Consider the following 21,420-nt stretch of genomic DNA (forward strand, 5'->3'; position numbering starts at 1 on the left):
GTGTGGCGATCATCTGGAGAGATGGTAACCCAAAAGCCGCATGGCTCCGCAAATTCCCGTATAGCTATTCACTCGCCGCCAGCGTGGCGACCAGTACGGCCTTGATCGTGTGCATCCGGTTCTCCGCCTCGTCGAACACGACCGAGTGCGCGGACTCGAAGACCTCGTCCGTGACCTCGAGCTCGGTCAGACCGTGGCTCTCGTGGATCTCGCGCCCGATCCTGGTGCCGAGGTCGTGGAACGCCGGCAGACAGTGCAGGAACTTGACGTCCGCATTGCCGGTGGCGCGCAGGACGTCCATGGTCACCGCGTACGGGGCGAGGGCCTTGATGCGCTCGTCCCACACTTCCTTGGGCTCACCCATCGACACCCACACGTCGGTGGCGACGAAGTCGGCCCCCCGGACACCCGCGGCGATGTCCTCGGTGAGGGTGATCGTGGCACCGCTGGACTCGGCCAGCCCCTTCGCCCGGGTGACGACGTCCTGCGCGGGCCAGTACGCCCTGGGGGCCACGATCCGCACGTCCATGCCGAGCAGCGCTCCGGTGACGAGGTAGGAGTTGCCCATGTTGAAGCGGGCGTCGCCGAGGTAGGCGAGGACGATCCCGTCGCTCTCGATGCGCTTGGCGCAGTGCTCGGTCATGGTGAGCACGTCGGCGAGCATCTGCGTGGGATGCCAGTCGTCGGTCAGGCCGTTGAAGACGGGGACCCCGGCGTGCGCGGCGAGCTCCTCGACGGTCCCCTGACTGTCCCCGCGGTACTCGATACCGTCGAACATCCGCCCGAGCACCCGGGCCGTGTCCTTGACCGACTCCTTGTGGCCCATCTGCGAACCGGAGGGGTCGAGATAAGTCGTCGACGCGCCCTGGTCGGCGGCGGCGACCTCGAAGGCACAGCGCGTGCGGGTCGAGGTCTTCTCGAAGATCAGCGCGATGTTCTTCCCGCGCAGCCGCTGGACCTCGGCGCCCGCACGCTTGGCGGCCTTGAGCTCGGCGGCCAGCCCGACGAGGCCGAGGAACTCCTCGGCGGTGAAGTCGAGCTCCTTGAGGAAGTGGCGGCCTTCGAGTTGTGTCGCCATGGGGCTGCTCCTGGGTCGCAAATGCGGGGACCATGGAAGTATATACGAACATCCGTATTGCTATACGGTCGGGTCGACGGCGTCCCGTTCGATGGGGCAGCTCATGCAGCGCGGGCCGCCGCGCCCTCTGCCCAGCTCACTGCCCGGGATCTCGATGACCTCGATGCCCTGCTTCCGCAGATGGGTGTTGGTCGTGACATTGCGGTCGTATGCGACCACCACCCCCGGCTCGACGGCGAGGACGTTGCAGCCGTCGTCCCACTGCTCGCGCTCGGCCGCGTGCACGTCCTGCTTCGCCGTGAGGACCCTGATGTCCTGGAGCCCGAGGGCGGCGGCGATGGCGCTGTGCATGTGCTCGGGCGGATGGTCGGTGACGCGCAGCCCCACGCCCCGCTCGCTCTCCGCCGGTTCGATCGTGTACGAGCGCAGCATGCCGAGGCCCGCGTACTGGGTGAAGGTGTCGTGGTCCACCATCGTCATCACCGTGTCGAGGTGCATGAACGCCCGCCCCTTCGGCATGTCCAGCGCCACGATCGTCCGTGCGGAGCCGGCCGCGAAGAGCCCGCGCGCCAGCATTTCCACGGCCTGCGGGGTGGTGCGCTCGCTCATCCCGATCAGCACCGCGCCGTTGCCGATGACCAGGACGTCCCCGCCCTCGATGGTGGACGGATAGTCGTGCTGTCCTTCCGACCAGTGGTGGAACGCGCCTGCCTCCGGGCCGGTGAACAGGGGATGGTGCTTGTAGATCGCCTCGAAGTGCACGGTTTCGCGCTGACGGGCGGGCCAGCGCATCGCGTTGATGGAGACGCCGTCGTAGATCCAGGCGGAGGTGTCACGGGTGAAGATGTGGTTGGGCAGCGGATCGAGCAGGAAGTCGTCCAGGTCCATGACATGGAAGCGGACGGACGCGGGCTCGGAGTGACCGGCCAGGAACTCACGTTTCGTCATCCCGCCGATCAGTGCCTCGGTCAGATCGGCCGTGTCCATCACGTCGAACGCGGCGCGGAGATGGTCCGTGGCCAGTGGACCGTACTCCTTCTCGTCGAAGACCCGGTCCAGCACCAGCTTTCTGGCGACCGGGATCTCCAGCGACTCGCGCAGCAGATCGCCGAAGAGATGCACCTCGACGCCGCGGTCGCGGAGCACGTCCGCGAAGCCGTCGTGCTCCTGGCGGGCGCGCCGGACCCACAGGAGGTCGTCGAAGAGCAGTGCGTCCTTGTTGGTGGGCGTGAGCCGCTTCAGCTCCAGATCGGGGCGGTGCAGTATGACCCGGCGCAGCAGCCCGGTCTCGGAGTCGACATGGAATCCCATGGGGGAACGTTCCCAGACCGACCCTGCCCCCGCCCACCACGGCGCGTAAAGCGGGACGGGCGGTGCCGTCCGGGAAACTGCCACTTCCGGACGGTCCGGGCATGTCGGACGCGCCCGGGACGACGTGCGCGACGGCCCACGGGCACGACGGCGTCCACGACCGCCGACGGGCGCGACGGCGCCACCTGTCGGGGCCTTTGCGGGGCCGGGGCCTGCCGCGCTCGTACGCCGCGTTCCCGGACCCCATGACACGGCGGTGGCGGTGGCAGGGTTCCGCCGCCACCACCACCGCCGCCGCAGCTGCGCGCCAGAGGTACGCGGCCGCGCCGCCCCTCTCGCCGGGGCGGGCACGGCCGGCGTCAGAGCCGGGGGTCGACCGGCTCCGACTCCAGGGCGAGTACGGCGAAGACCGCCTCGTGCACACGCCACAGCGGTTCTCCGTCGGCCAGCCGGTCCAGGGCCTCCAGGCCCAGCCCGTACTCGCGCAGCGCCAACGACCGCTTGTGGCCGAGGAAGCGGCTGCGCAGCCGGGTCAGATTGTCCGGGCGCGTGTACTCGGGGCCGTAGATGATCCGCAGATACTCGCGCCCGCGCACCTTGATCCCGGGCTGGACGAGCCTGCCCTTGTCGTCCCGTACGAACGCCTGCAGCGGCTTGACGACCATGCCCTCGCCACCCGCGCCGGTCATCTCCAGCCACCATTCGACACCCGCGCGCACCGAGTCCTCGTCCCCCGTGTCGACGACAAGCCGCCGGGTGCGCTGGAGCAGTCCGGACCCGGCGCCGGCGTCGGCCTCCACCAGCCGGTCCAGCCAGGCCAGTTGGGTGTCGTGCGGTTCGGAAGCCAGGGAGCGTCCCTCGGTGGCGAGGATCTGGAACGGTGCGAAGCGCACCCCCTCCAGACCGTCGGTCGTCCAGCAGTACCGCCGGTACGCCTCGGTGAACGCGGCCGCGTCCGCTGCCCGTTCGCGCTGGCGCTCCAGCAGTCCTTCCACGTCGACACCGCGTGCCGCCGCCGCTTCGAGGGCCGCCGTCGCACCGGGGAACACGGCTCCGGATGCGGCGCCGACGGCCGCGTACTGCTTGCGCAGCAGGCCGGACGCCTTGAGCGACCAGGGCATCAGCTCGCCGTCCAGCAGCAGCCAGTCCGTCCGCAGTTCGTCCCACAGCCCCGCGGCGGTGACGGCTCCGCGCAGCCGCTCCAGAACCTCCTCGGTGACCCGGGGGTCGTCGAAGAAGGGGCGCCCGGTGCGGGTGTGCAGGGAGCCGGACGCCTCGTGGGCGCCGAAGCGTGTGCGCGCCACGCCGGCGTCGCGGCAGACCAGCGCTACCGCCCTCGAGCCCATGTGCTTCTCCTCGCACACGACCTGAGCGACGCCGTCCGCCCGGTACTGCTCGAAGGTTTCGGCCGGGTGCTCCAGATAGCCCTCCTCCCGCGAGGTCGCGGTCGGGGCCATCGTCGGCGGGAGGTAGGCGAGCAGCTGCGGGTCGACCGCGAAGCGGCTCATGACTTCAAGAGCCGCGGCCGCGTTCTCCTCACGGACCGCGATGCGGCCCATGTGGCGTGTCTCCACGATGCGCCGGCCGTGGACGTCGGCGAGGTCCAGGGGCCGGCCCTGGTGTCCGCCGGGCGCCTCGGTGACGAGCGGCTTGGTGGGCTCGTACCACACCTTTTCCGCGGGCACATCGACGAGCTCGCGCTCCGGCCAGCGCAGCGCGGTCAGCTTTCCGCCGAAGACGGCGCCGGTGTCGAGGCAGATGGTGTTGTTGACCCATGAGGCGGTGGGCACCGGCGTGTGGCCGTAGACCACTGCGGCGCGACCTCGGTAGTCCTCTGCCCAGGGGTAGCGCACAGGCAGTCCGAACTCGTCGGTCTCGCCCGTGGTTTCGCCGTACAGCGCGTGCGAGCGGACGCGCCCGGAGGTGCGGCCGTGGTACTTCTCGGGCAGACCGGCGTGGCAGACGACGAGCTTCCCCTCGTCGAGTACGTAGTGGCTGACGAGGCCCTCGATGAACTCCCGCACCTGCTCGCGGAACCGCGGGTCCCGCTCGTCCTCGCGCTCCAGCTGCTCGACGGTCTCGGGGAGCCCATGAGTGAGCTGCACGTTCCTGCCCTTGAGCCAGCGGCCCAGCTTGTTCTCGTGGTTTCCGGGCACGCACAGGGCGTTGCCGGAGGCCACCATGCTCATCACCCGGCGCAGCACACCGGGGCTGTCCGGTCCGCGGTCGACGAGGTCTCCGACGAACACCGCGGTACGGCCTTCGGGATGTGCCCCGTCCATATAGCCCAGGGTGGCGAGCAGGCTGTCCAGCTCGGAGCTGCAGCCGTGGATGTCACCGATGATGTCGAACGGGCCGGTCAGATGCCGCAGGTCGTTGTAGCGCTTCTCCATGACGACCTGGGCGGCTTCGACCTCCTCGGGACTGCGCAGGATGTGCACCTTGCGAAAGCCCTCGCGCTCCAGCCCGCGCAGCGAACGGCGCAGCTCGCGGCGGTGCCGCTGGATGACATGGCGTGGCATGTCCGCCCGGTCGGGGCGTGCCGCGTTGCGCTCGGCGCACACCTCCTCTGGCAGGTCGAGGACGATCGCGACGGGCAGGACGTCGTGCTCGCGGGCGATCCGGACGAGCTGGCGGCGGCTCTCCTGCTGGACGCTGGTGGCGTCCACGACGGTGAGCCGGCCGGCGGCGAGGCGCTTGCCGACGATGTAGTGCAGGACGTCGAAGGCGTCGCCGCTCGCGCTCTGGTCGTTCTCGTCGTCGGCGACCAGTCCCCGGCAGAAGTCCGAGGAGATCACCTCGGTGGGCCTGAAGTGCCTTCGGGCGAAGGTGGACTTGCCGGAGCCGGTGGCGCCGACGAGCACCACGAGGGAGAGGTCGGGGACGGGCAGGGTGCGGGTGGTGGTGGTCATGCCGCCTCCACCTCCTTCGTGGTCACGGTGAATACGGCCATCTGGGTCGGGGGGCCCACTTCGGGGTCGTCGTCGCCGACGCCCACGTACTCGACGCCGTATCCGTGGCGGCCGGCCACCCGCTCCGCCCAGTCCCGGAACTCCGCGCGGGTCCACTCGAAGCGGTGGTCGCTGTGTCGGACATGCCCGGCGGGCAGCGTCTCCCAGCGGACGTTGTACTCGGAGTTCGGCGTGGTCACGATGACCGTGCGGGGGCGCGCCGAGCCGAAGACGGCGTATTCCAGGGCAGGCAGCCGTGGCAGGTCGAGATGCTCGATGACCTCGCTGAGCACAGCGGCGTCATAACCACCCAGCCGCTTGTCGGTGTACGTCAACGAGCCCTGGAGCAGGGTGACACGGCCGGCCTGGCGCTCCCCCATACGGTCCAGCTTCAGCCGGCGGGCGGCGATGGTCAGGGCGCGTACGGACACGTCGACGCCCACGATGTCGGTGAAGCGGACGTCCTTGAGCAGGGCCTGCACCAACTGGCCCTGCCCGCAGCCCAGGTCGAGCACGGAGGCCGCTCCCGCCGCCCGGAGGGCCGCCAGAACGGCCGTACGGCGCTGCTCTGCGAGCGGTACCGGGCGTTCGTCGGTGTCCGTCGTCTCGTCCACGGCGTTGTCGACGTCCTCGATCTCGAGGTCGTCGCTCTCGGCCAGCCGGACGAGTTCGAGGCGTTCCATCGCCTGCCGGGTCAGCCCCCAGCGGCGCGACAGATAGCGGCTGGTGATCAGCTTCTGCTCGGGGTGCTCGGCCAGCCAGCCCTCGCCCGCCCGCAGCAGCTTGTCGACCTCGTCGGGCGCCACCCAGTAGTGCTTGGCGTCGTCGAGCACCGGCAGCAGGACGTACAGCTGCCGCAGTGCGTCGGCGAGCCGCAGCTCTCCCTCCAGCACGAGCCGTACGTACCGCGAGTCGCCCCACTCCGGGAACCGCTGGTCCAGCGCCACCGGCTGTGCGTCGACCGTGGCCCAGCCGAGCGGACCGAACAGCTTCCGCACCAGCTCCGCCCCGCCGCGCGCGGGCAGCGCGGGCACCTCGATCCGCAGCGGAAGCGCGCTCTCGGCCCGTTCCGGCATCGCCTGGCAGACGCCGCGCAGCGCGCTCTTGAAGACGGTGCTCATGGCGACGGAGAGCAGTGAGGACGCCGCGTAGGGCCGGTCGTTGACGTACTGCGCCAGTGCGGAATCCGGCGCCCCGCCGCGTCCCTTGCCCTTGCCCCGCCGCACCAGCGCCACGGGATCCACCTCCAGCAGCAGCGCGGCTGTGCAACGCTCGGCGGTCGCCTCCGGGTAGAGGACATGCGCCGTGCCGTGGGAGGTGGAGAACGTCTGCGCCCTGTCCGGATGCTTGTGCAGCAGAAAGCCCAGATCGGTGGCGGGTCGCTCGGGAGTACCGGTCGTACTGATCGTCAGGAACACGCGTCCGAGTATTGTCCGGTCGGCTCCTTGTGACCAGGCGTTTTCTGCGGTCACCCGGCAGCGTGCGCAAGGGCGGCCTCGTCCAGCGACCGCACAGCGTGCCGATTCCTCCTGTGGCGTGGGCCGCCGCTACGGCCGTCGCCCGGTGAGGGCTGCCAGCGCGGCGATACGGTCCGGGCCGACGCGGCAGCATCCGCCGACGAGCCGCGCCCCGGCAGCCTGCCAGTCACGCACCCGTGCCGGGTCGAAGGTGACGCCGCCGCGCCACGTTCGCGCGGCTTCGTCCCACCGCTCACCGCTGTTCGGGTAGACGACGACCGGCTTGCCCGCCTCCCGGGCGGCGACCTCAACGGCACGGTCGACGTCGGCCGGTTCGCAGCAGTTGACTCCCACGGCGATCACCTGGTCGTTGTCGGCGGCGAGTGCGAAGGCCGCCGCCAGGTCCTGTCCGGCCCGGGTGCGCCGCCCCGCGATCGTGTACGAGAGCCAGAGCGGCAGCCCGCAGCCCCGTGCGGCGCGGAGCATGGCCATGGCCTCGTCGGTGTCCGGCACCGTTTCCAGGGCGAGAGCGTCGGGGCGGGCGGCGGCGAGTGCCTCGATACGGGGGCGGTGGAAGGTCTCCAGCTCCCGGACCGTGAGGCCGTACCGGCCGCGGTACTCGCTGCCGTCCGCCAGCATCGCCCCGTACGGGCCCGCGGAGGCCGCGACCCACACCTCCCGGTCCGGCTGCCCCGCCGCGGCGCGAGCCAGGTCCACGCTGCGGGCCAGGAGGGCGGCGGCCTCTGCCGGGCCTTTCCCACGCCGGGCGAAGCCCTCGAAGGTCGCCTGGTAGCTGGAGGTGATGAGCACCTGTGCCCCCGCCCGCACATATGCCGTGTGGGCCGCACCGATCTGCTCGGGGGCGTCCGCGAGCAGCCGTGCCGACCAGAGATCGTCGGACAGGTCGCAGCCCTGTGCCTCCAGCTGGTTGGAGAGACCGCCGTCCAGGACGAGCGGCCCTTCGGCGAGGGCGGCGGCGAGGCTGCGGACGGGCTGCACGGATGACTCCGGGAGGTGGGTCGGAAGGCTGGCTCCGGGAGGTGGGTCGGAAGGCCGGTTCGGCCGACGGGCCCGAAGGACCGGCCCGAGGGACCGGCCCGGCGGACGGACCCGCATGGCCGACCAGGCGTTGGCTCAGCTCAGCTGGGACTGGATCTGGGTGGAGATGAGCTCCAGGTGGTCGAGATCGTCGAGGTCGAGGACCTGCAGATAGACCCGGGAGGAGCCGACCGCGGCGTACCGCCCGAGCTTGTCGACGATCTCGGCGGGCGAGCCCGCGAGGCCGTTGGCCCTGAGCTCGTCGACCTCACGTCCGATGGCTGCGGCGCGGCGTGCCACTTCCGCGTCGTCCTTGCCGGCGCAGACGACGAGGGCGTTGGAGTAGAGCAGGTCGTCGGCCTTGCGGCCGGTCTCCTCTGCCGCGGCCCGGACCCGGCCGAACTGCCGCTCGGTGTCCTCCACCGATGCGAACGGAATGTTGAACTCGTCGGCGTACCGGGCGGCCAGCCGCGGGGTGCGGGTGGCGCCGTGGCCGCCGATGAGCACCGGGACCCTGCTCTGGGCGGGCTTGGGCAACGCGGGTGAATCCTGCAGCTGATAGTGCCTGCCCTGATATGTGAACGTCTTGCCGGTCTCGGTGGCCCACAGCCCCGTGACGATCGCGAGCTGCTCCTCCAGCCGGGCGAACTTCTCCTTCGGGAAGGGGATGCCGTACGCCCTGTGCTCCTCCTCGAACCAGCCCGCTCCGAGTCCGAGCTCGACCCGGCCGCCCGACATCTGGTCGACCTGAGCTACCTGGATGGCGAGCACACCTGGCAGACGGAACGTACCGGCGGTCATCAGTGTGCCGAGCCTGATCCGCTTGGTCTCCCGGGCCAGCCCGGCCAGGGTGATCCAGGCGTCGGTGGGACCCGGGAGACCGTCGGCCGAGCCCATGGACAGATAGTGGTCCGATCGGAAGAACGCGTCGAAGCCGAGGTCCTCGGCCGCTTTGGCGACTGTCAGCAGGGTGTCGTAGGAGGCCCCTTGCTGGGGCTCGGTGAAAATTCGAAGATCCATGCTTCCATCCTGCACCGTCGTGGCGATGTCGACCTTTTCCGTCCGGTCGCACCGATGCCACTCCGGCGGGTGGATGCCATGACCGGCGCAAGGGGTGATCGCCGGCTCCCGCGAAGCCGGACGGACGCCTGTCCGCCCCGGGCGGCGGGTACCGGTGCACCGCCACTCCTGCGCCCTGATCGTCGGTGGAGGTCCGAGCCGGAAGCGGCCCGCCCGGGCGTGTACGCCCCCGCGGCAGGCAAGGCAGACCCGTCACGTCGCCCGTGGTCATGGGCGAGCGCATGACGGCGGGCTCGTCGTCACGGCGAGGGCGTGCTCATGGCCGGCTCGTCGTCACGGCGGACTCGTGGCCGAGTCCGGATCAACGCGGTCGCGCTCGCGCTCGCGCAGGGAGAGTCTTCGGAGCATCGCACCCACACGGTCGCTCGACTCGTCCGCGGCGTCGATGGCCTCGATGCACTGCCAGTACAGACCCTCCTCGTCGGTGGCGCAGGCGACGCCGACGAGCGCTATGCCGACCTCGCCGAGGAGGGTGCTCAGCAGGGTGAGTGCACGACGGGGATCGAGGACTTCGGTGAGCTGTGCCGCTCGGAGGCTGCCGATGCGGAGCAGCTGAGGATCAACCTGCCCGCCGCCCCGTCCGCCCCCCTCGCCGAGGCCCCGCGCCTCGCCCCGCAGCTCCTGGGGGCCGCACTGGGCAAGCCGTGTGCCGACCGCCTGGGCGAGGGCCTGCGCCTGCCAGGCCTCCGCCACCACATCCAGCGCGTCCCCGCACTCCGCCAGTGCGTGCCGACAGGCCGCGATGAGCCGTTCCGCTTCCATGTACGCCGCCCCCGTTCGTACGAATTTCCGCTCAATGAGTCACTACCCAGAGTGAAGGCGGTCCAGACGAACAGCCAGGGGATTTCGGAAATCTGTGGACAGGAAGCCGATTGAGGAAAGATCAGTCACTCCACAGAGTGACGATCGGGTGATGACGGGTCTTCCGACGGGCGTTCGGCGGCCGGGAAACGCAGTTCGTTCCGGTCGATCTTCTCGGAGAGCGCTGCCAGCGCGTCGACCCCGAGCACCTCGCAGAACTGCAGCAGATACGCGAGGACGTCGGCGACTTCGTCCGCCACCCGGTGCGCCTTCCGGGGGTCGTCCATCACCCTCGCGGACTCCTCCGGCGTCAACCACTGGAAGATCTCCACCAGTTCGGCCGCCTCGACCGTGAGCGCAACGGCGAGGTTCTTCGGGGTGTGGTACGGCTCCCAGTCACGGGCGGCCGCGAACTCGGCCAGCCTGCGCTGCAGTGCTTTCACGTCCGGTTCTGTCACGGCACAGGTCTACCACCGTCACCCCTTCCAGCTCATCCGCGAACGCGGCGTCCGTGCTCACCGCGCCCACCAGCCGCAGATGCCCGTCGGCGCAGATCGACGCGGCCAGCGAAGCAAGTTCGGCCGTCTGGCGCCGGTCGAGGCAGCGGTCGAAGCCGTCGGCGAGGACGGTGAGGGACTGCAGTGCGCCGGGTACCTCGGCGACCTGGTCGACCGCCAGCACACCCGGCCCCGTGAGCAGGACCAGGGCCAGTGCCAGATAGCGCAGTTCACCGTCGCCCAGCCGCCCGAGCGGGGTGGCGGGGACCCCGGCCGCCCGGCCGAGGACCGCCATGACCGTCCCGTCCGCCAGCGCGTCGACACCGACCTCCGAGACCTGGCCCCGGCAGCCTGCCCCGGCCACCGTCGTCAGCCGCGCATGACGGCGCGCGCATTCGTGGCGGGTGCGGTGCAGCACCGCCGCGAGATTGTCGCAGCCCCGGAGCAGCCTGCCGTCCCCCGGCGGGACCGGCGCGCGCATCCGCTGAGGCTGTGGGTCGCACGTGAAGACCGACCGCAGCGCCACGACCACCTGCTCGGCGGCGGCCAGCACCTGTCGTTGTCCGTCCGTCCTGCCCGCGACGCGCAGCGGCAACAGCGCCGTGCCGAGCCGGTCGTCGGGGAACGGCGCGCGGGTGACCGCGGCGGCGCCCGCGGTGTGCCAGGCGGCCTGCACACAGGAGCGCCCGGGGTCCCGCAGCGCCGTGCTCAGCAGGATCCGTCCGTCCTCTGCGGTCAACCGCTCGCCGACGATGCGCAGTTCGGGCTCGGCCTGGACGGCGAGGTCGAGTTGCACGGGGCCGGCCGGGCCTTCGACGGTGCAGCCGATCCTGAACCCCCGGCGGCCCTGAGCGTCCTTCTCCGCGTGGTCGGGCACACAGCCCGCAGGATCCGGGAAGACCTGGCCGAGTTCGGCGCCCGCGGCGAGCCCGGCCAGCGACTCGTACGCCCGCAGCGCGCTCGACTTGCCGCTGCCGCTCGGCCCCGCGAACAGCGTCACGGGGCCGAGGGAGAAGGTGCCTCCACGATGCGACGCGAAGGCGGAGAGCCGCAGTTCGGTGACCGCCGGGCGGGTGCTGAGCAAGTCCATACGGGGACGCTATGCACCGCGACGACCGCCGAACCGTTCCGCCGCCAGGGGTTTCCTACGATCGAGGGACCGTGGAATGCAGAGCGAAGGTGCAGAGGGGCACGAGGGCAGGGACGGTGGCCACTGGCTACGCGTGAGGGACGGCCGCCGCGGCGACGCCCTCGACCTCCGTGCCGGTCGGTGCGAGCAGGAACACATTGCGGTCCACCCTGTGCATCCCGCTCCCGAGCCCGAAGACCACGCCGCTGCTGAAGTCCAGGATGCGCTTGGCCACGTCGGTGTCCGCGCCCGTGAGGTCCAGCAGGACCGGGATCTGCGCGATGAGGTACTCGGCCACCTCGCGCGCGTCGGCGAAGACCTGCACCCGCAGCACGACCATGCGGCGCTGCTCGGCGTCCGCGCCCGGGGCGCCGGCAGCGATACCGTCGTAGTCCCGCGGGATCGTGTGGTGGTCGACTCGCGACGGCCACTCGTTGCGACCTCGCAGCGGGACGACCTGGGCCAGGCCCTCCCACTGCTCGTCGGTGACGTCGTACCTCTCGTACCTGCTCATGGGACCCATCCTGGCGCGCCTCACCCATTCGGCCCAACACCGACACGGCGGAGCGGGCATCAGGCAGGCATCAGTTGCGATATGTCCCGGTCGCATCGTCGGGTGGCCGGTGGTCGCTCACAGGTCGGAGCCGGGGTCCACCGGCCCGACCGGCCCGACCGGCCCGACCGGCCCGACCGCGAGTAGCGGGGCGCCGGTACCTACGCAAAACTCGAACCCGGAGGAGTTCGAACTCCGGAGGAGGGTCCGTGCCAGCTCAGCCGGATGAGCGGGGTCAGCGGTCCGTCAGCGAGACCGAGAGGCTGATCCGGACGAAGCTGGGCGACACTCCGATCCGCCATGAGCAGATGGCCATGGTCGGCAATATCCACCGTGCGGCCGCCGCGGTGCGCCAGCATGTCGAGAACTCCGTTCTGCGCGGCTCCGATCTCACCTGGACCGGCTTCGTCGTGTTGTGGGTGGTATGGATCGGGGGCGAGATGGAGACCCGACTGGTCGCCGAGGAGGCGGGCATCTCGAAAGGGACCCTCACGGGGGTCGCCCGCACCCTGGAATCGCGGCGACTGGTCAGGCGTACCGAGCACCCCACCGACGGCAGACGGGTCCTGCTGGCCCTCACGGACGAGGGCGAGGCGGTGATGCGGAACCTGCTCCCGGAGTTCAACGCCGAGGAGGCCTTCGTGGCCGGGCAGCTCAGCGACGAGGAGTGCCGACAGGCGGCGGACGCGCTGCGACGTGTGGTGATGCAGATCGAGACGTACGGCGAGGAGCGGCGGCGCCGGCTCCTGGACGGAGGCCCGCCGGTGCCACGCCGTGGCGGACGGCGCCCGAAGTCCTGATCGGGGCAGGAGCCGCCCGGCACCCGCCGGACCCGGCAGATGCCGGGTCCTGTCCGTGAGGGACCGCACCCTCCCGCACCGGGCGCCACACTCCGGCCGCCCGGCGGCGCTCAAGCGGCCCGCACTTCGGCCGACTTGAAGCCGGGGCGCGGTAACTGCCGGGCGTACCGGCCCGATGCGCCTCCTTGTACGCCCACCCTGCGCGCACATCTGCGCACGTGGACCTGCACCTGTGCGTGCACTGCACACGCGCCGTGCCGCACCGGCGACGGCTCAGCCCCGGCCCGTGGCCCGGCGGGGTGTGCCCGGGCCGAACCAGCGGTGCCACCAGTGGCGGCGGCGGGGGTGGACGGCGCGGCCGAGACGAAGGCCCAGCAGCACGTATCCGAGGACGGCGCCCGTCGTGTTCAGAATGACGTCATCGATGTCGAAGGCACGGCCCGTCACCAGCGCCCCCTGAACCAGCTCGACCAGCACCATGACCGCGGCCGTGGTCACCGCCACCCGCAGCAGACCGCGGGCCCGCGGCACCAGTACAGGCAGCAGCACACCGAAGGGAACACCCAGGACCACGTTCCCGCCCAGCTGCTTGGCCGCGTCCAGCGGGTCGCTCCCTGCCAGATAGGCGCGGATGGACGCGCCCGGCCGGACGTTGCTGTGCGTCAGCTGTTCGGAGGCGATGGACGGCTCGAGGGTGAGCCGGGCCAGCACCACGCTGAAGGCCACCGTCCCGGCGAACGCGAGCAGCATGGCCGCCGCGCGGAGCAGGGGTGTCATCGGTGGCCTGCGGGTCGTTGCCCCGGCGTCGTCGCTTGCTGCTGCTTTGGCATCGGCCGTCCGCCGTGACATCGCCGCCCCCAGAACAGGTCGATTGACGTCAACGGCGGGTACCCCGGGTGCTGAGTCCCATGCGCGTCGACTCCATGCCTTGCGCTTCCCGTCCGAGTTCGCATCCCGTCCGAGTTCGCATCACATCCGAACTCGTATCCCACCCGCGGTCCTCGGCCCTGCCTCGAGCGGTCGCGGCCCCGTGCGCCCGGTGCCACGATGAGCAGAGACGCGGAGAGTGGGCGCCATGACCTCAGCCGACAGGCGGACGAAGGCGCCGGGCCTCTTCCCGGCGCGTGATCGCGCGGTGATCGCCGCGGCTGCCATCTCGATGCTGCTCGTCCAGATGGACTGGTTCGCGCTCAATCTGATGCTGCCGGTGATAGCCCGCGACTTCGGTACTCCGGCCACCGATCTGCAGTGGCTCGTGAGTGGGTACATGCTGACTCTCGGCGCAATGATGATCACCGGTGGGCGTCTCGCGGACGTACACGGAAGACGCCGGATCCTCGTGTCGGGCCTCGTCGGCTTCGCGATCGTGTCCGTCGTCTGCAGTGCCGCGCAGAACGTGCCGTGGCTGATCGCCGGCAGGGTCGTCCAGGGCGTGACCGCCGCGCTGATCTTCCCCGTGGCCGTCGCGGTGGTCACCGCGTACTTCCGTGACGACCGCCAGGGGAGAGCCGTGGCGACGGTGCTGGCCTTCAGCGCCATCGGTACCGCGCTCGGGCCGTTCGTCGGCGGAGCGTTCGCGGAGCACGTGAGCTGGCGGGCGGTCTTTCTGCTGAATGTGCCCTTCTGTGTCGTCGCCGCGGTGCTCATGCTCCGTTTCGTGGCCGAGACCCGTGACGAACAGGCGAGCGGTGGCCTCGACATTCCCGGCGTACTCACCATCGGGGCCGGGCTCACCGGGATCATGCTGGCCGTGGACCAGGGTGCCAGGTGGGGATGGGCGTCCCCGGCCACCCTCGGGTGTCTCCTCGGCGGCGTGGCCCTGCTGGTCGTGTTCGTACGGATCGAGCGGCGCACGGCGGAGCCGCTGCTGGACCTCGCGCTGCTGCGCAACGCCCCGTTCGTCACCGTCACCGCGGCGGGCTCGGTGTCCAACGTCGTGTACTGCCTTGTCGCGGTGCTGTCCGCGCTGTACCTGCAGCAGGCGCGCGGGCTCTCGCCGCTGGAGTCCGGCCTGGTCTTCCTCGCGCTGTCCGTCGGTGCCGGGGCGGCGAGCTACTGGTCCGGCCGGCTGGCCCGGCAATGGCGCCCCGAATCGCTGATGGCCGGGGGCATGCTGCTGAGCGGGCTCAGCCTGTACGCCCTCACCTGGGCGACCCCCCTCCCTCTGTACACGGCGATCTTCGCTGTGGTGGGCGTGGGTCTGGGCCTGGGGTGGGCGCTGACCAATGTGGCGACGCAGGCCTACGTCCCGGCCTCCCGCCTCGCCGCGGCCTCCGGGCTGGTTCTCACGTCGCTCGTCCTGCTCGGCGCGGTGGCCGTCGCCGTGGCCGCGACGGTTCTCGAGGCGATGAGCGGTTCCGCCGCGGGGGCGGCCTCCGACGGGCCCGCCATCGAGGCGGTCCTGCGCGCGGCGGCCGTACTGGCCCTGGCCGGGGCCGGCGCACTCGCCGTGCTCGCCCGTCGCCACCCGGAGGTCGTCCCCGCCTGACATCGGCATGGGTGCGACGAGGACTGTTGCCCGCGGCGGAGACTGCGATCCCTCGCCGGGGAGGGCCGGCGCCCCGGCGACCGCGGCCCTGCGATCAGCGGCCCCGTCGGCGAAGGACGGTGACCACGGCTGCGAGGGCCGCCACCAGTGCCGCCGCGAACGCGACGCGGCTGGCGACGGTGGAGCGCGTCCCGCAGGCGAGCGACGGGCCGGACACGGCCTGCCTCGATCTCCGCACTGCTGTGCCCCGACGCGTACGTCCTCGGGTGGGCCTCTTCTTCGCTTCACCGGCCCGGTGCTGGTCCGGCAGCCGGAGGGTGAATCGCCCCCGCTGTCGCGGTCAGTGGGGCACCACTGCCTCCCCAGCGCAGGGCCACGATCTCGGCGGCGACGGAGACGGCCACCTCCTCCGGTGTGCGGGCCCCGAGGTCCAGCCCGACGGGCGAGCGCAACCGCGCCAGTTCCTCGTCACCCAGGCCTGCCTCGCGCAGCCGCTTCATCCGCTCGTCGTGGGTGCGGCGGCTGCCCATCGCGCCGATGTACGCGGCGGGGCGGCGCAGCGCCTCCTCCAGCAGCGGCACATCGAATTTCGTGTCGTGCGTCAGCACACAGATCACCGTGCGGGAGTCGGTCCCGGTGGCGCCCAGATAGCGGTGCGGCCACTCGACCACGACCTCGACCCCCTCGGGGAACCGCTTGGGCGTGGCGAAGACCTGCCGGGCGTCGCACACGGTCACCCGGTAGCCGAGGAAGTCGCCGATGCGCGCGACGGCAGCGGCGTAGTCGATCGCGCCGAACACGAGCATGCGTGGCGGTGGGGCGAACGAGTGCAGGAACACGGTGACGGTGTCCTCGCGGCGCTGGCCCTGCGGACCGTAGTGGCGGAGCCCGGTCAGGCCCTGGGCGAGTTCGCCCCGTGCGTCGGCGGTAACGGCCGCGTCCAGTCCGGGCGCGCCGAGCGTGCCTTCGACGGCGTCGGGCCAGACGGCGAGCGCGGCGCCGCGCGGCGCCGGACCGTCCGTCACGGTCGCGACCGTGACGGGCCGGTGTCCTGCGACGGAATCGGCGACGGCGCCGAAGGACGGGTCGGAGTCCCGCGACACCCGACGTACGAGCAGGGTGATCGCGCCGCCGCAGGTCAGCCCGACCGCGAACGCGTCCTCATCGCTGTAGCCGAAGGTGTGGAGCCGTGCCTCTCCGTCGTCCACGACCTCCTTGGCGAGTTCGAAGACCGCTCCTTCCACGCATCCGCCGGACACACTGCCCACGACTTCGTCGTCGGGCCCCACCGCCATGGCCGCACCGGGACCGCGCGGCGCGCTCCGGCTGACGGCGATGATCGTGGCCAGGCCGAAGGGTTCGCCCGCCTCGTACCAGCGGTTCAGCGCCGGGAGGATCTCACGCACGGTCCGCTCCTCTCACCAGCGCCGCGGGCGCTCGCGTGCTGCCGCCGGCCCTCGACGAACGCGCCGGCACTCGGGACAGGGCTGCCGCCGTCACGCGCGGACCCTGCCGAGGCCCCGGCCCACCGTGATCGATGGCGCACGGTCCGGCCGGTCCTGCTCCGCTCCCACCACCACATCGGTGCGCGTACGTGCTCGCTGTCCCGGCCATGACGCCCCCTTCCTGCGCGGGCGTCGCGAATCCGTACCGCTCTCCATGGTGATCCGGCGCGCCGCGCGGGACCAGCCGGGCGCGCCGGAGCAGTCGGGTGCCCCGGACTGCCGGGGTGCGCCCGCCGGCTCAGGAGCAGGCCGGTCCGACGGGTGGAGTCGCGGGCACAGGCGCATCGGCGGGCGCGCGCCGTGCCCGCAGCCTGCGCGCCAGTTCGACGCATCCGACGACGACCAGGGCCAGGGCGAAGGCCAGCAGCAGCCCCTTGACGGGTTCGTGGCCGAAGCGGGCCCCGCCGATGTATCCGATGGCGGTGCTGGTGACCGCCCAGAGGCCGGCGCCTGAAGCGTCCAGCAGGAGAAAACGGCGGAAGGGGAAGCGCAGGCACCCCGTCGACATACTGGACGCGACCCGACCGCCCGGCAGGAAGCGACCGGCGATCACCAGGGCCGACGCGTGCCTGTGGACCATCGTCCGGCCCCATTCGTAGCGCTGCCGGCCCTTCTCGCCACGCATGAGGCGCTCCACGGCACGTGGTCCGAACCGGCGCCCTGTCCAGTGACCGAGGCAGTCGCCGCACAGCGCACCGGTCGCCGCGACCGCGGCGAGGACGGCCAACCGCGGTACGTCTCCCCCGAACAGCACCGCCACCGTGACGACGGTGGCCTCACTCGGCATGAACGGCAGCAGGGCGTCGAGGCCGGCCACCAGGAAGACGGCCAGCCACAGCCAAGGCGAATCCAGCCGGGCCTGCAGCAGCCCTACGAGCTGGCCGAACGACTCAGGCATGGGCCGGCAACTCCGAGCCCGGCAGGCTTCTTCGGGACCCGGCAGCCGACGAGGGCCGGCCGCCACGGGGCAGCGGACGACGCGTGAGACGCGTGACGACCGTCGCGGAAGGCTCCGTGGCACCGGCGGCCCGGTGCGGGGTCAGGGGATCTGCCGGCCTCTCCCCCGGCAACACGCCGCGGACGAGCGTGCCGGCGGACGATGCGTGGCGGCGCCCGGCCTCGGCCACAGGTGACACCCTGCACGCGGGTTTCTCCGTGCAGGCCGGTGCCCGGTGGACCTCCGCCGCCGCGTCGGGGCCCATCAGGTCTCGCCGAGGAAGTACCGGCGGTAGCGGTCGCTCAGCCGGTCCATGTCCAGCACGACGAAGAAGTCGGCGACGTCGAACTCGGGGTCGTGCGCGGGTGCCCCGCACATCCACGCGCCGAGGCGCAGGTAGCCGCGGAGCAGCGGCGGCAACAGCGCATAGCTCGGCTTGCTCTCGCTCAGGCCCTGGGGCGTCCACGGCCGCCGCGGGTGGACCCGGTACTCGGCGGGAGCGGCGTGCTTGGTGGTGCCGAGGAGCCATGCGTGGGAAGCGGACTGGCCGCCGTCACCCAGCGGAACGGAGGCGCAGCCGGCCAGATAGCGGTGGCCGGAGAGCAGTACATAGCGGGCCATGCCCGCCCACATCAGGTTGATGACCGCGCCACTGCGGTGGTCGGGGTGGACGCAGGAGCGACCGACCTCGATCATCGAGGAGCGCACAGCGGACAGGTTGCGCAGGTCGAACTCGCCGTCCGAGTAGGACCGTTCGGTGCGTCCCGGCGGCAGGAGCCGGTAGGTGCCGACGACTTCGCCCGTGGTGGTGTCGGTGACGATCAGGTGATCGACCAGGTCGTCGTACTCGTCGATGTCGTGGCCGGGCAGCGGCGTGTCGAGGGTGGCGCCCATCTCCTCGCCGAAGACCTGGTAGCGCAGCCGCTGGGCGGCCCGTATCTGCTCCTGGGTGCCTGCGATGGAGGTGACGTAGTTGCTGGTGACCGTTGCCGTGGGTGTCGAGAGCATGGTTGCGTTCTCCGTTCGGTGGGCGTACTGCGCCGGCCTGATCGGCCGTCTGATTCGCTTGTACGGAAGGGGCGTTGACGCCTGCTGAGGCCGTGGGAGCGGCCCGGGTACGGAGCAGTGGGACAACGCACGCCCCGGCACCTGACCTTCCTCGGCGCTGGGGCCTCCTGCGTCACCCCTCACGCAGCTCGAGCGTGCAGCACTTGACGCTGCCGCCCGCCTTCAGAAGTTCGGTCAGATCGACGCCGACGGGTTCGAACCCACGCTCCCGCAGGCCCGCCGTCAGCCCTGTCGCGGACTCCGGCAGCAGCACATGGCGGCCGTCGCTGAAGGCGTTGAGCCCGAAGACGTCGGCGTCCTCGGCCGTCGCGAGGAGCGCGTCGGGGAACATCTCCCGCAGCACGGCCCGGCTGCCGGGCGAGAACGCCTCGGGGTAGTACATGACTTCGTCGTCGCCGAGCACGGCGAGCGCGGTGTCCAGGTGGTAGAAGCGCGGGTCGATCAGCGTCAGTCCCGTGACGGGCACACCGAAGAACTCCTGGGCCTCGGCGTGCGAGCGGGGGTCGGTGCGAAAGCCCGTTCCGGCCAGGAGACGGCGGCCGACGAGGAGGTAGTCGCCTTCGCCCTCGTTGATGTACTCGGGCCAGTGCGTCTCGGTGAAGCCGTTCTCGCGCAGCCAGGACAGATACAGCGGCCCCTCGGCCGTACGCTCCTCGTGCCGGAAGCGGGCACCGAGCACACGGCCGTCCACGACGGTGGCACCGTTGGCCGCGAACACCATGTCGGGCAGCCCGCCGACCGGCTCGACGACCTCCACGGTGTGGCCCAGGTCCCGGTACAGGTCGCGCAGCTGCTCCCACTGCGTGAGAGCGAGACCGCCGTCGACCGGCTTCTCCGGCTCCATCCAGGGATTGATGGAGTAGGTGACGTCGAAGTGGCTGGGTGAGCACATCAGCAGCCGGCGCGGGACAGCCGTGCGGGAGGCGGGGGCCGTGGCGGTTGCCTCGGGGGTGCGGGACTGAGCGGTGATGCCGGTCTCGGGCATGGCGTTTCCTTCTTCGTCTCCTGGGATTCGGAGTATCGGCGCGCCGGGTGAATGCCGCGCTAATCAGGGCCGAAGGGCGGCCCACCGGTTGGGTCCGGACACCGGGGGCTCATGTTCACCGGCGGGTACCACGTACCACGGCCCGGGCGTGATCTCGTCCGACGCCGGTCGGTTCCGGTACGGCGCGACGGGCGACGGGCAACCGGCGGTGGGCGGCAGGCGACCGGCCGCGGGTGGTGGGCGGCGGGCCATCCGGGTGGGCAAGGGCGCCCGCTGTCGTCGCGGGCGCCCGGCGCCCGCGCTGCGCATCAGGGGCTGTCGTGGCCGCCCGCGCTCACCAAGCCGACGGTGAAGATCGAGCGCCACCTGCGCCGGATGCGAACCACCTGCGCGGCGCGGTGCGCCGCGTTGGTGTCCGCCGGCCGAACACGATCCGACGTCGGAGTGACGGATCTCGCGGCAGGCTTCCACGGGGTCGCCCGTCCGAGCCGGTCGGTCGGTCGGTCGGCGAGGGGCCTAGTCTCCGCGGCACGGTCCCGGTCCGTCGGCCTGTGGGGAATGAGCATGTGCGCTCGTCATGGACGACGACACGGGTGCAGTCGGTCCAGGACTTCGGCAGCGCTTACGAGCGGGCCGTCACCGAGGTCATCGCGTCGTTCGACGACCTGCTCCGCGGCAGTACCCGGGGCGGCGGTGCCGGCCGCCGCCTGCGGGCGGCGCGTCGGCACTTGCCGTCATGACGCCGTGGCGTCCGCGGCTCTCTCCGCGCAACTCCGGGCGACGGTGTCGGCGAATTCCCGGGCGATCGGGGTCAGGGCGTCCCAGCGCCGGACCGCCCAGCCGACGGAGAGCGGCGGCAGCACGGGAATGGGGACGAGACGGAGGGGGCCATGGCTGCCGGGGACCCGTCGGCCGGGCACGGCGGGGACGACGGCATGTCCCAGGCCGAGTTCGGTCAGCAGGAGAGCGGCATCCCAGTCGGCGACGCTGGTGTCGGACCTGATCCGCACGCCCAGCTCGTTGAACGCCGCGTCCAGACGGGTCCCGGACGTGGAGCTCTCCGGCGGCCGGATGAGCCGGACGTCACGGAGGTCGTCCGCCTCCACATGGAGCCGGTCCGCGAGCGGATCGTCGGCGCGGACGGCCAGGACCCAGGGCAGGTCGGCGACCGGACGCTGCTCGATGCCTCGCACCGGGCCGCCGATCGTGATCCACGCGAGGTCGAGGTTGTTGGCGGTCAGGGCGTCGAAGCAGCTTCGGCTGGAGTACTCGGTCTGGAACTCCAGGCTCACCTTGGGGTAGCGCTGCCGGAAGGAGACGACTGCCTCGGACATGAAGTGCCGCACGGTTGTCGCACCGGTGGTGACACGTACGGAGCCCCTGTCTCCGTTGACGAGGTCCTTGAGGCGGCGCAGGGCGAGGTCCAGGCCGGCGATGCCGTCGGCCGCCGCGTCCTGCAGAACCCGCCCCGCCTCGGTGGGCACGGCTCCCCGCGGCTGCCGTTCCAGGAGGCTGACGCCCGTCTCCCGTTCCAGCCGTTTCACATGCTGGCTCACCGCCGACTGTGTGCAACCGAGGTCTCGCGCGACGGCGCTGAGGCTGCCCGCCCGGCACACGGCGACAAAGACACGCAAGTCATCGAGAGTCACAACACCCAAGCTATCACTTGGAGTTGAACGAAAAATCATAGGATTGACTTGGTATATCGCGTGCACAACCATGGGCGCAGGCGGCAACCCGTC

At 71.4% G+C, this 21,420-nt stretch carries 19 protein-coding genes; 3 read left to right on the forward strand and 16 right to left on the reverse strand.

Features of this window, described 5'->3' with window-relative positions; all coding sequences use genetic code 11:
- Window positions 1-64: 64 nt before the first annotated feature.
- From argF to ACFU5O_RS26010, 10 genes are all read right to left on the reverse strand, one after another.
- Window positions 65-1,078 (reverse strand): ornithine carbamoyltransferase, encoded by a 1,014-nt coding sequence (argF, locus tag ACFU5O_RS25965; protein ID WP_384244242.1) that lies wholly within the window; start codon window positions 1,076-1,078, stop codon window positions 65-67.
- Between the two features lie 60 nt (window positions 1,079-1,138).
- Window positions 1,139-2,389, reverse strand: a complete 1,251-nt coding sequence (locus tag ACFU5O_RS25970; protein WP_384244243.1) for an arginine deiminase — start codon at window positions 2,387-2,389, stop codon at window positions 1,139-1,141.
- 359 nt (window positions 2,390-2,748) lie between these two features.
- A complete protein-coding gene (locus tag ACFU5O_RS25975) occupies window positions 2,749-5,301 on the reverse strand; it encodes a polynucleotide kinase-phosphatase (protein ID WP_384244245.1) in 2,553 nt (850 codons plus the stop codon).
- On the reverse strand, window positions 5,298-6,758 hold the full coding sequence (locus ACFU5O_RS25980) for a 3' terminal RNA ribose 2'-O-methyltransferase Hen1 (RefSeq protein ID WP_384244247.1): 1,461 nt from the start codon (window positions 6,756-6,758) through the stop codon (window positions 5,298-5,300). The genes ACFU5O_RS25975 and ACFU5O_RS25980 overlap by 4 nt, the downstream gene beginning before the upstream one ends.
- Before the next feature lie 129 nt (window positions 6,759-6,887).
- Window positions 6,888-7,796 carry a homocysteine S-methyltransferase gene (gene mmuM / locus ACFU5O_RS25985; RefSeq protein ID WP_384244248.1) on the reverse strand — a complete coding sequence of 303 codons (909 nt, stop codon included), beginning with the start codon at window positions 7,794-7,796 and terminating at the stop codon, window positions 6,888-6,890.
- Between the two features lie 135 nt (window positions 7,797-7,931).
- Window positions 7,932-8,855 carry an LLM class F420-dependent oxidoreductase gene (locus ACFU5O_RS25990; RefSeq protein ID WP_384244249.1) on the reverse strand — a complete coding sequence of 308 codons (924 nt, stop codon included), beginning with the start codon at window positions 8,853-8,855 and terminating at the stop codon, window positions 7,932-7,934.
- Window positions 8,856-9,188: 333 nt separating this feature from the next.
- Window positions 9,189-9,677 carry a DUF6099 family protein gene (locus ACFU5O_RS25995; protein WP_384244250.1) on the reverse strand — a complete coding sequence of 163 codons (489 nt, stop codon included), beginning with the start codon at window positions 9,675-9,677 and terminating at the stop codon, window positions 9,189-9,191.
- A gap of 125 nt (window positions 9,678-9,802) precedes the next feature.
- Complete coding sequence (locus ACFU5O_RS26000; protein ID WP_384244252.1) at window positions 9,803-10,174, reverse strand: nucleotide pyrophosphohydrolase; 372 nt, start codon at window positions 10,172-10,174, stop codon at window positions 9,803-9,805.
- A complete protein-coding gene (locus ACFU5O_RS26005; RefSeq protein WP_384244253.1) occupies window positions 10,113-11,303 on the reverse strand; it encodes an AAA family ATPase in 1,191 nt (396 codons plus the stop codon). Before ACFU5O_RS26005 ends, ACFU5O_RS26000 begins: the two co-directional genes overlap by 62 nt.
- 127 nt (window positions 11,304-11,430) lie before the next feature.
- Window positions 11,431-11,856 (reverse strand): cell division protein SepF, encoded by a 426-nt coding sequence (locus ACFU5O_RS26010; protein WP_384244254.1) that lies wholly within the window; start codon window positions 11,854-11,856, stop codon window positions 11,431-11,433.
- A 248-nt stretch (window positions 11,857-12,104) separates the two neighbouring features.
- On the opposite strand from ACFU5O_RS26010, the gene ACFU5O_RS26015 reads away from it, so the two are divergent.
- Window positions 12,105-12,695 (forward strand): MarR family winged helix-turn-helix transcriptional regulator, encoded by a 591-nt coding sequence (locus tag ACFU5O_RS26015; RefSeq protein WP_384244256.1) that lies wholly within the window; start codon window positions 12,105-12,107, stop codon window positions 12,693-12,695.
- 273 nt (window positions 12,696-12,968) lie between these two features.
- On the opposite strand, the gene ACFU5O_RS26020 is transcribed toward ACFU5O_RS26015, so the two are convergent.
- The gene (locus ACFU5O_RS26020; RefSeq protein ID WP_384244257.1) at window positions 12,969-13,472 is read right to left on the reverse strand and encodes a VanZ family protein; all 504 of its coding nucleotides are present in this window, start codon (window positions 13,470-13,472) and stop codon (window positions 12,969-12,971) included.
- A gap of 298 nt (window positions 13,473-13,770) precedes the next feature.
- Here ACFU5O_RS26020 and ACFU5O_RS26025 point away from each other — a divergent pair, with 298 nt between their 5' ends.
- Complete coding sequence (locus ACFU5O_RS26025; protein WP_384244258.1) at window positions 13,771-15,183, forward strand: MFS transporter; 1,413 nt, start codon at window positions 13,771-13,773, stop codon at window positions 15,181-15,183.
- A gap of 284 nt (window positions 15,184-15,467) precedes the next feature.
- Here ACFU5O_RS26025 and ACFU5O_RS26030 read toward each other — a convergent pair whose 3' ends face one another.
- From ACFU5O_RS26030 to ddaH, 4 genes are all read right to left on the reverse strand, one after another.
- Window positions 15,468-16,589 (reverse strand): XdhC family protein, encoded by a 1,122-nt coding sequence (locus ACFU5O_RS26030; protein WP_384244260.1) that lies wholly within the window; start codon window positions 16,587-16,589, stop codon window positions 15,468-15,470.
- A gap of 337 nt (window positions 16,590-16,926) precedes the next feature.
- Window positions 16,927-17,586: a DedA family protein gene (locus ACFU5O_RS26035; RefSeq protein WP_384244261.1), complete on the reverse strand. Its 660-nt coding sequence runs from the start codon at window positions 17,584-17,586 to the stop codon at window positions 16,927-16,929.
- Between the two features lie 303 nt (window positions 17,587-17,889).
- Entirely contained in the window at window positions 17,890-18,633 is a 744-nt protein-coding gene (locus tag ACFU5O_RS26040; protein ID WP_384244262.1) for a GNAT family N-acetyltransferase, read from the reverse strand.
- 172 nt (window positions 18,634-18,805) lie between these two features.
- Window positions 18,806-19,678 (reverse strand): dimethylargininase, encoded by an 873-nt coding sequence (gene ddaH / locus ACFU5O_RS26045; protein ID WP_384244263.1) that lies wholly within the window; start codon window positions 19,676-19,678, stop codon window positions 18,806-18,808.
- 566 nt (window positions 19,679-20,244) lie between these two features.
- Between ddaH and ACFU5O_RS26050 the strand changes: the two genes are divergently transcribed.
- The gene (locus ACFU5O_RS26050; protein ID WP_384244265.1) at window positions 20,245-20,418 is read left to right on the forward strand and encodes a hypothetical protein; all 174 of its coding nucleotides are present in this window, start codon (window positions 20,245-20,247) and stop codon (window positions 20,416-20,418) included.
- On the opposite strand, the gene ACFU5O_RS26055 is transcribed toward ACFU5O_RS26050, so the two are convergent.
- Entirely contained in the window at window positions 20,413-21,327 is a 915-nt protein-coding gene (locus ACFU5O_RS26055; RefSeq protein WP_384244266.1) for a LysR family transcriptional regulator, read from the reverse strand. The genes ACFU5O_RS26050 and ACFU5O_RS26055 overlap by 6 nt on opposite strands.
- Window positions 21,328-21,420 lie beyond the last annotated feature (93 nt).

Origin of the sequence: Streptomyces sp. NPDC057445, assembly GCF_042802855.1 — a bacterium.
Taxonomy (GTDB): Bacteria; Actinomycetota; Actinomycetes; order Streptomycetales; family Streptomycetaceae; genus Streptomyces.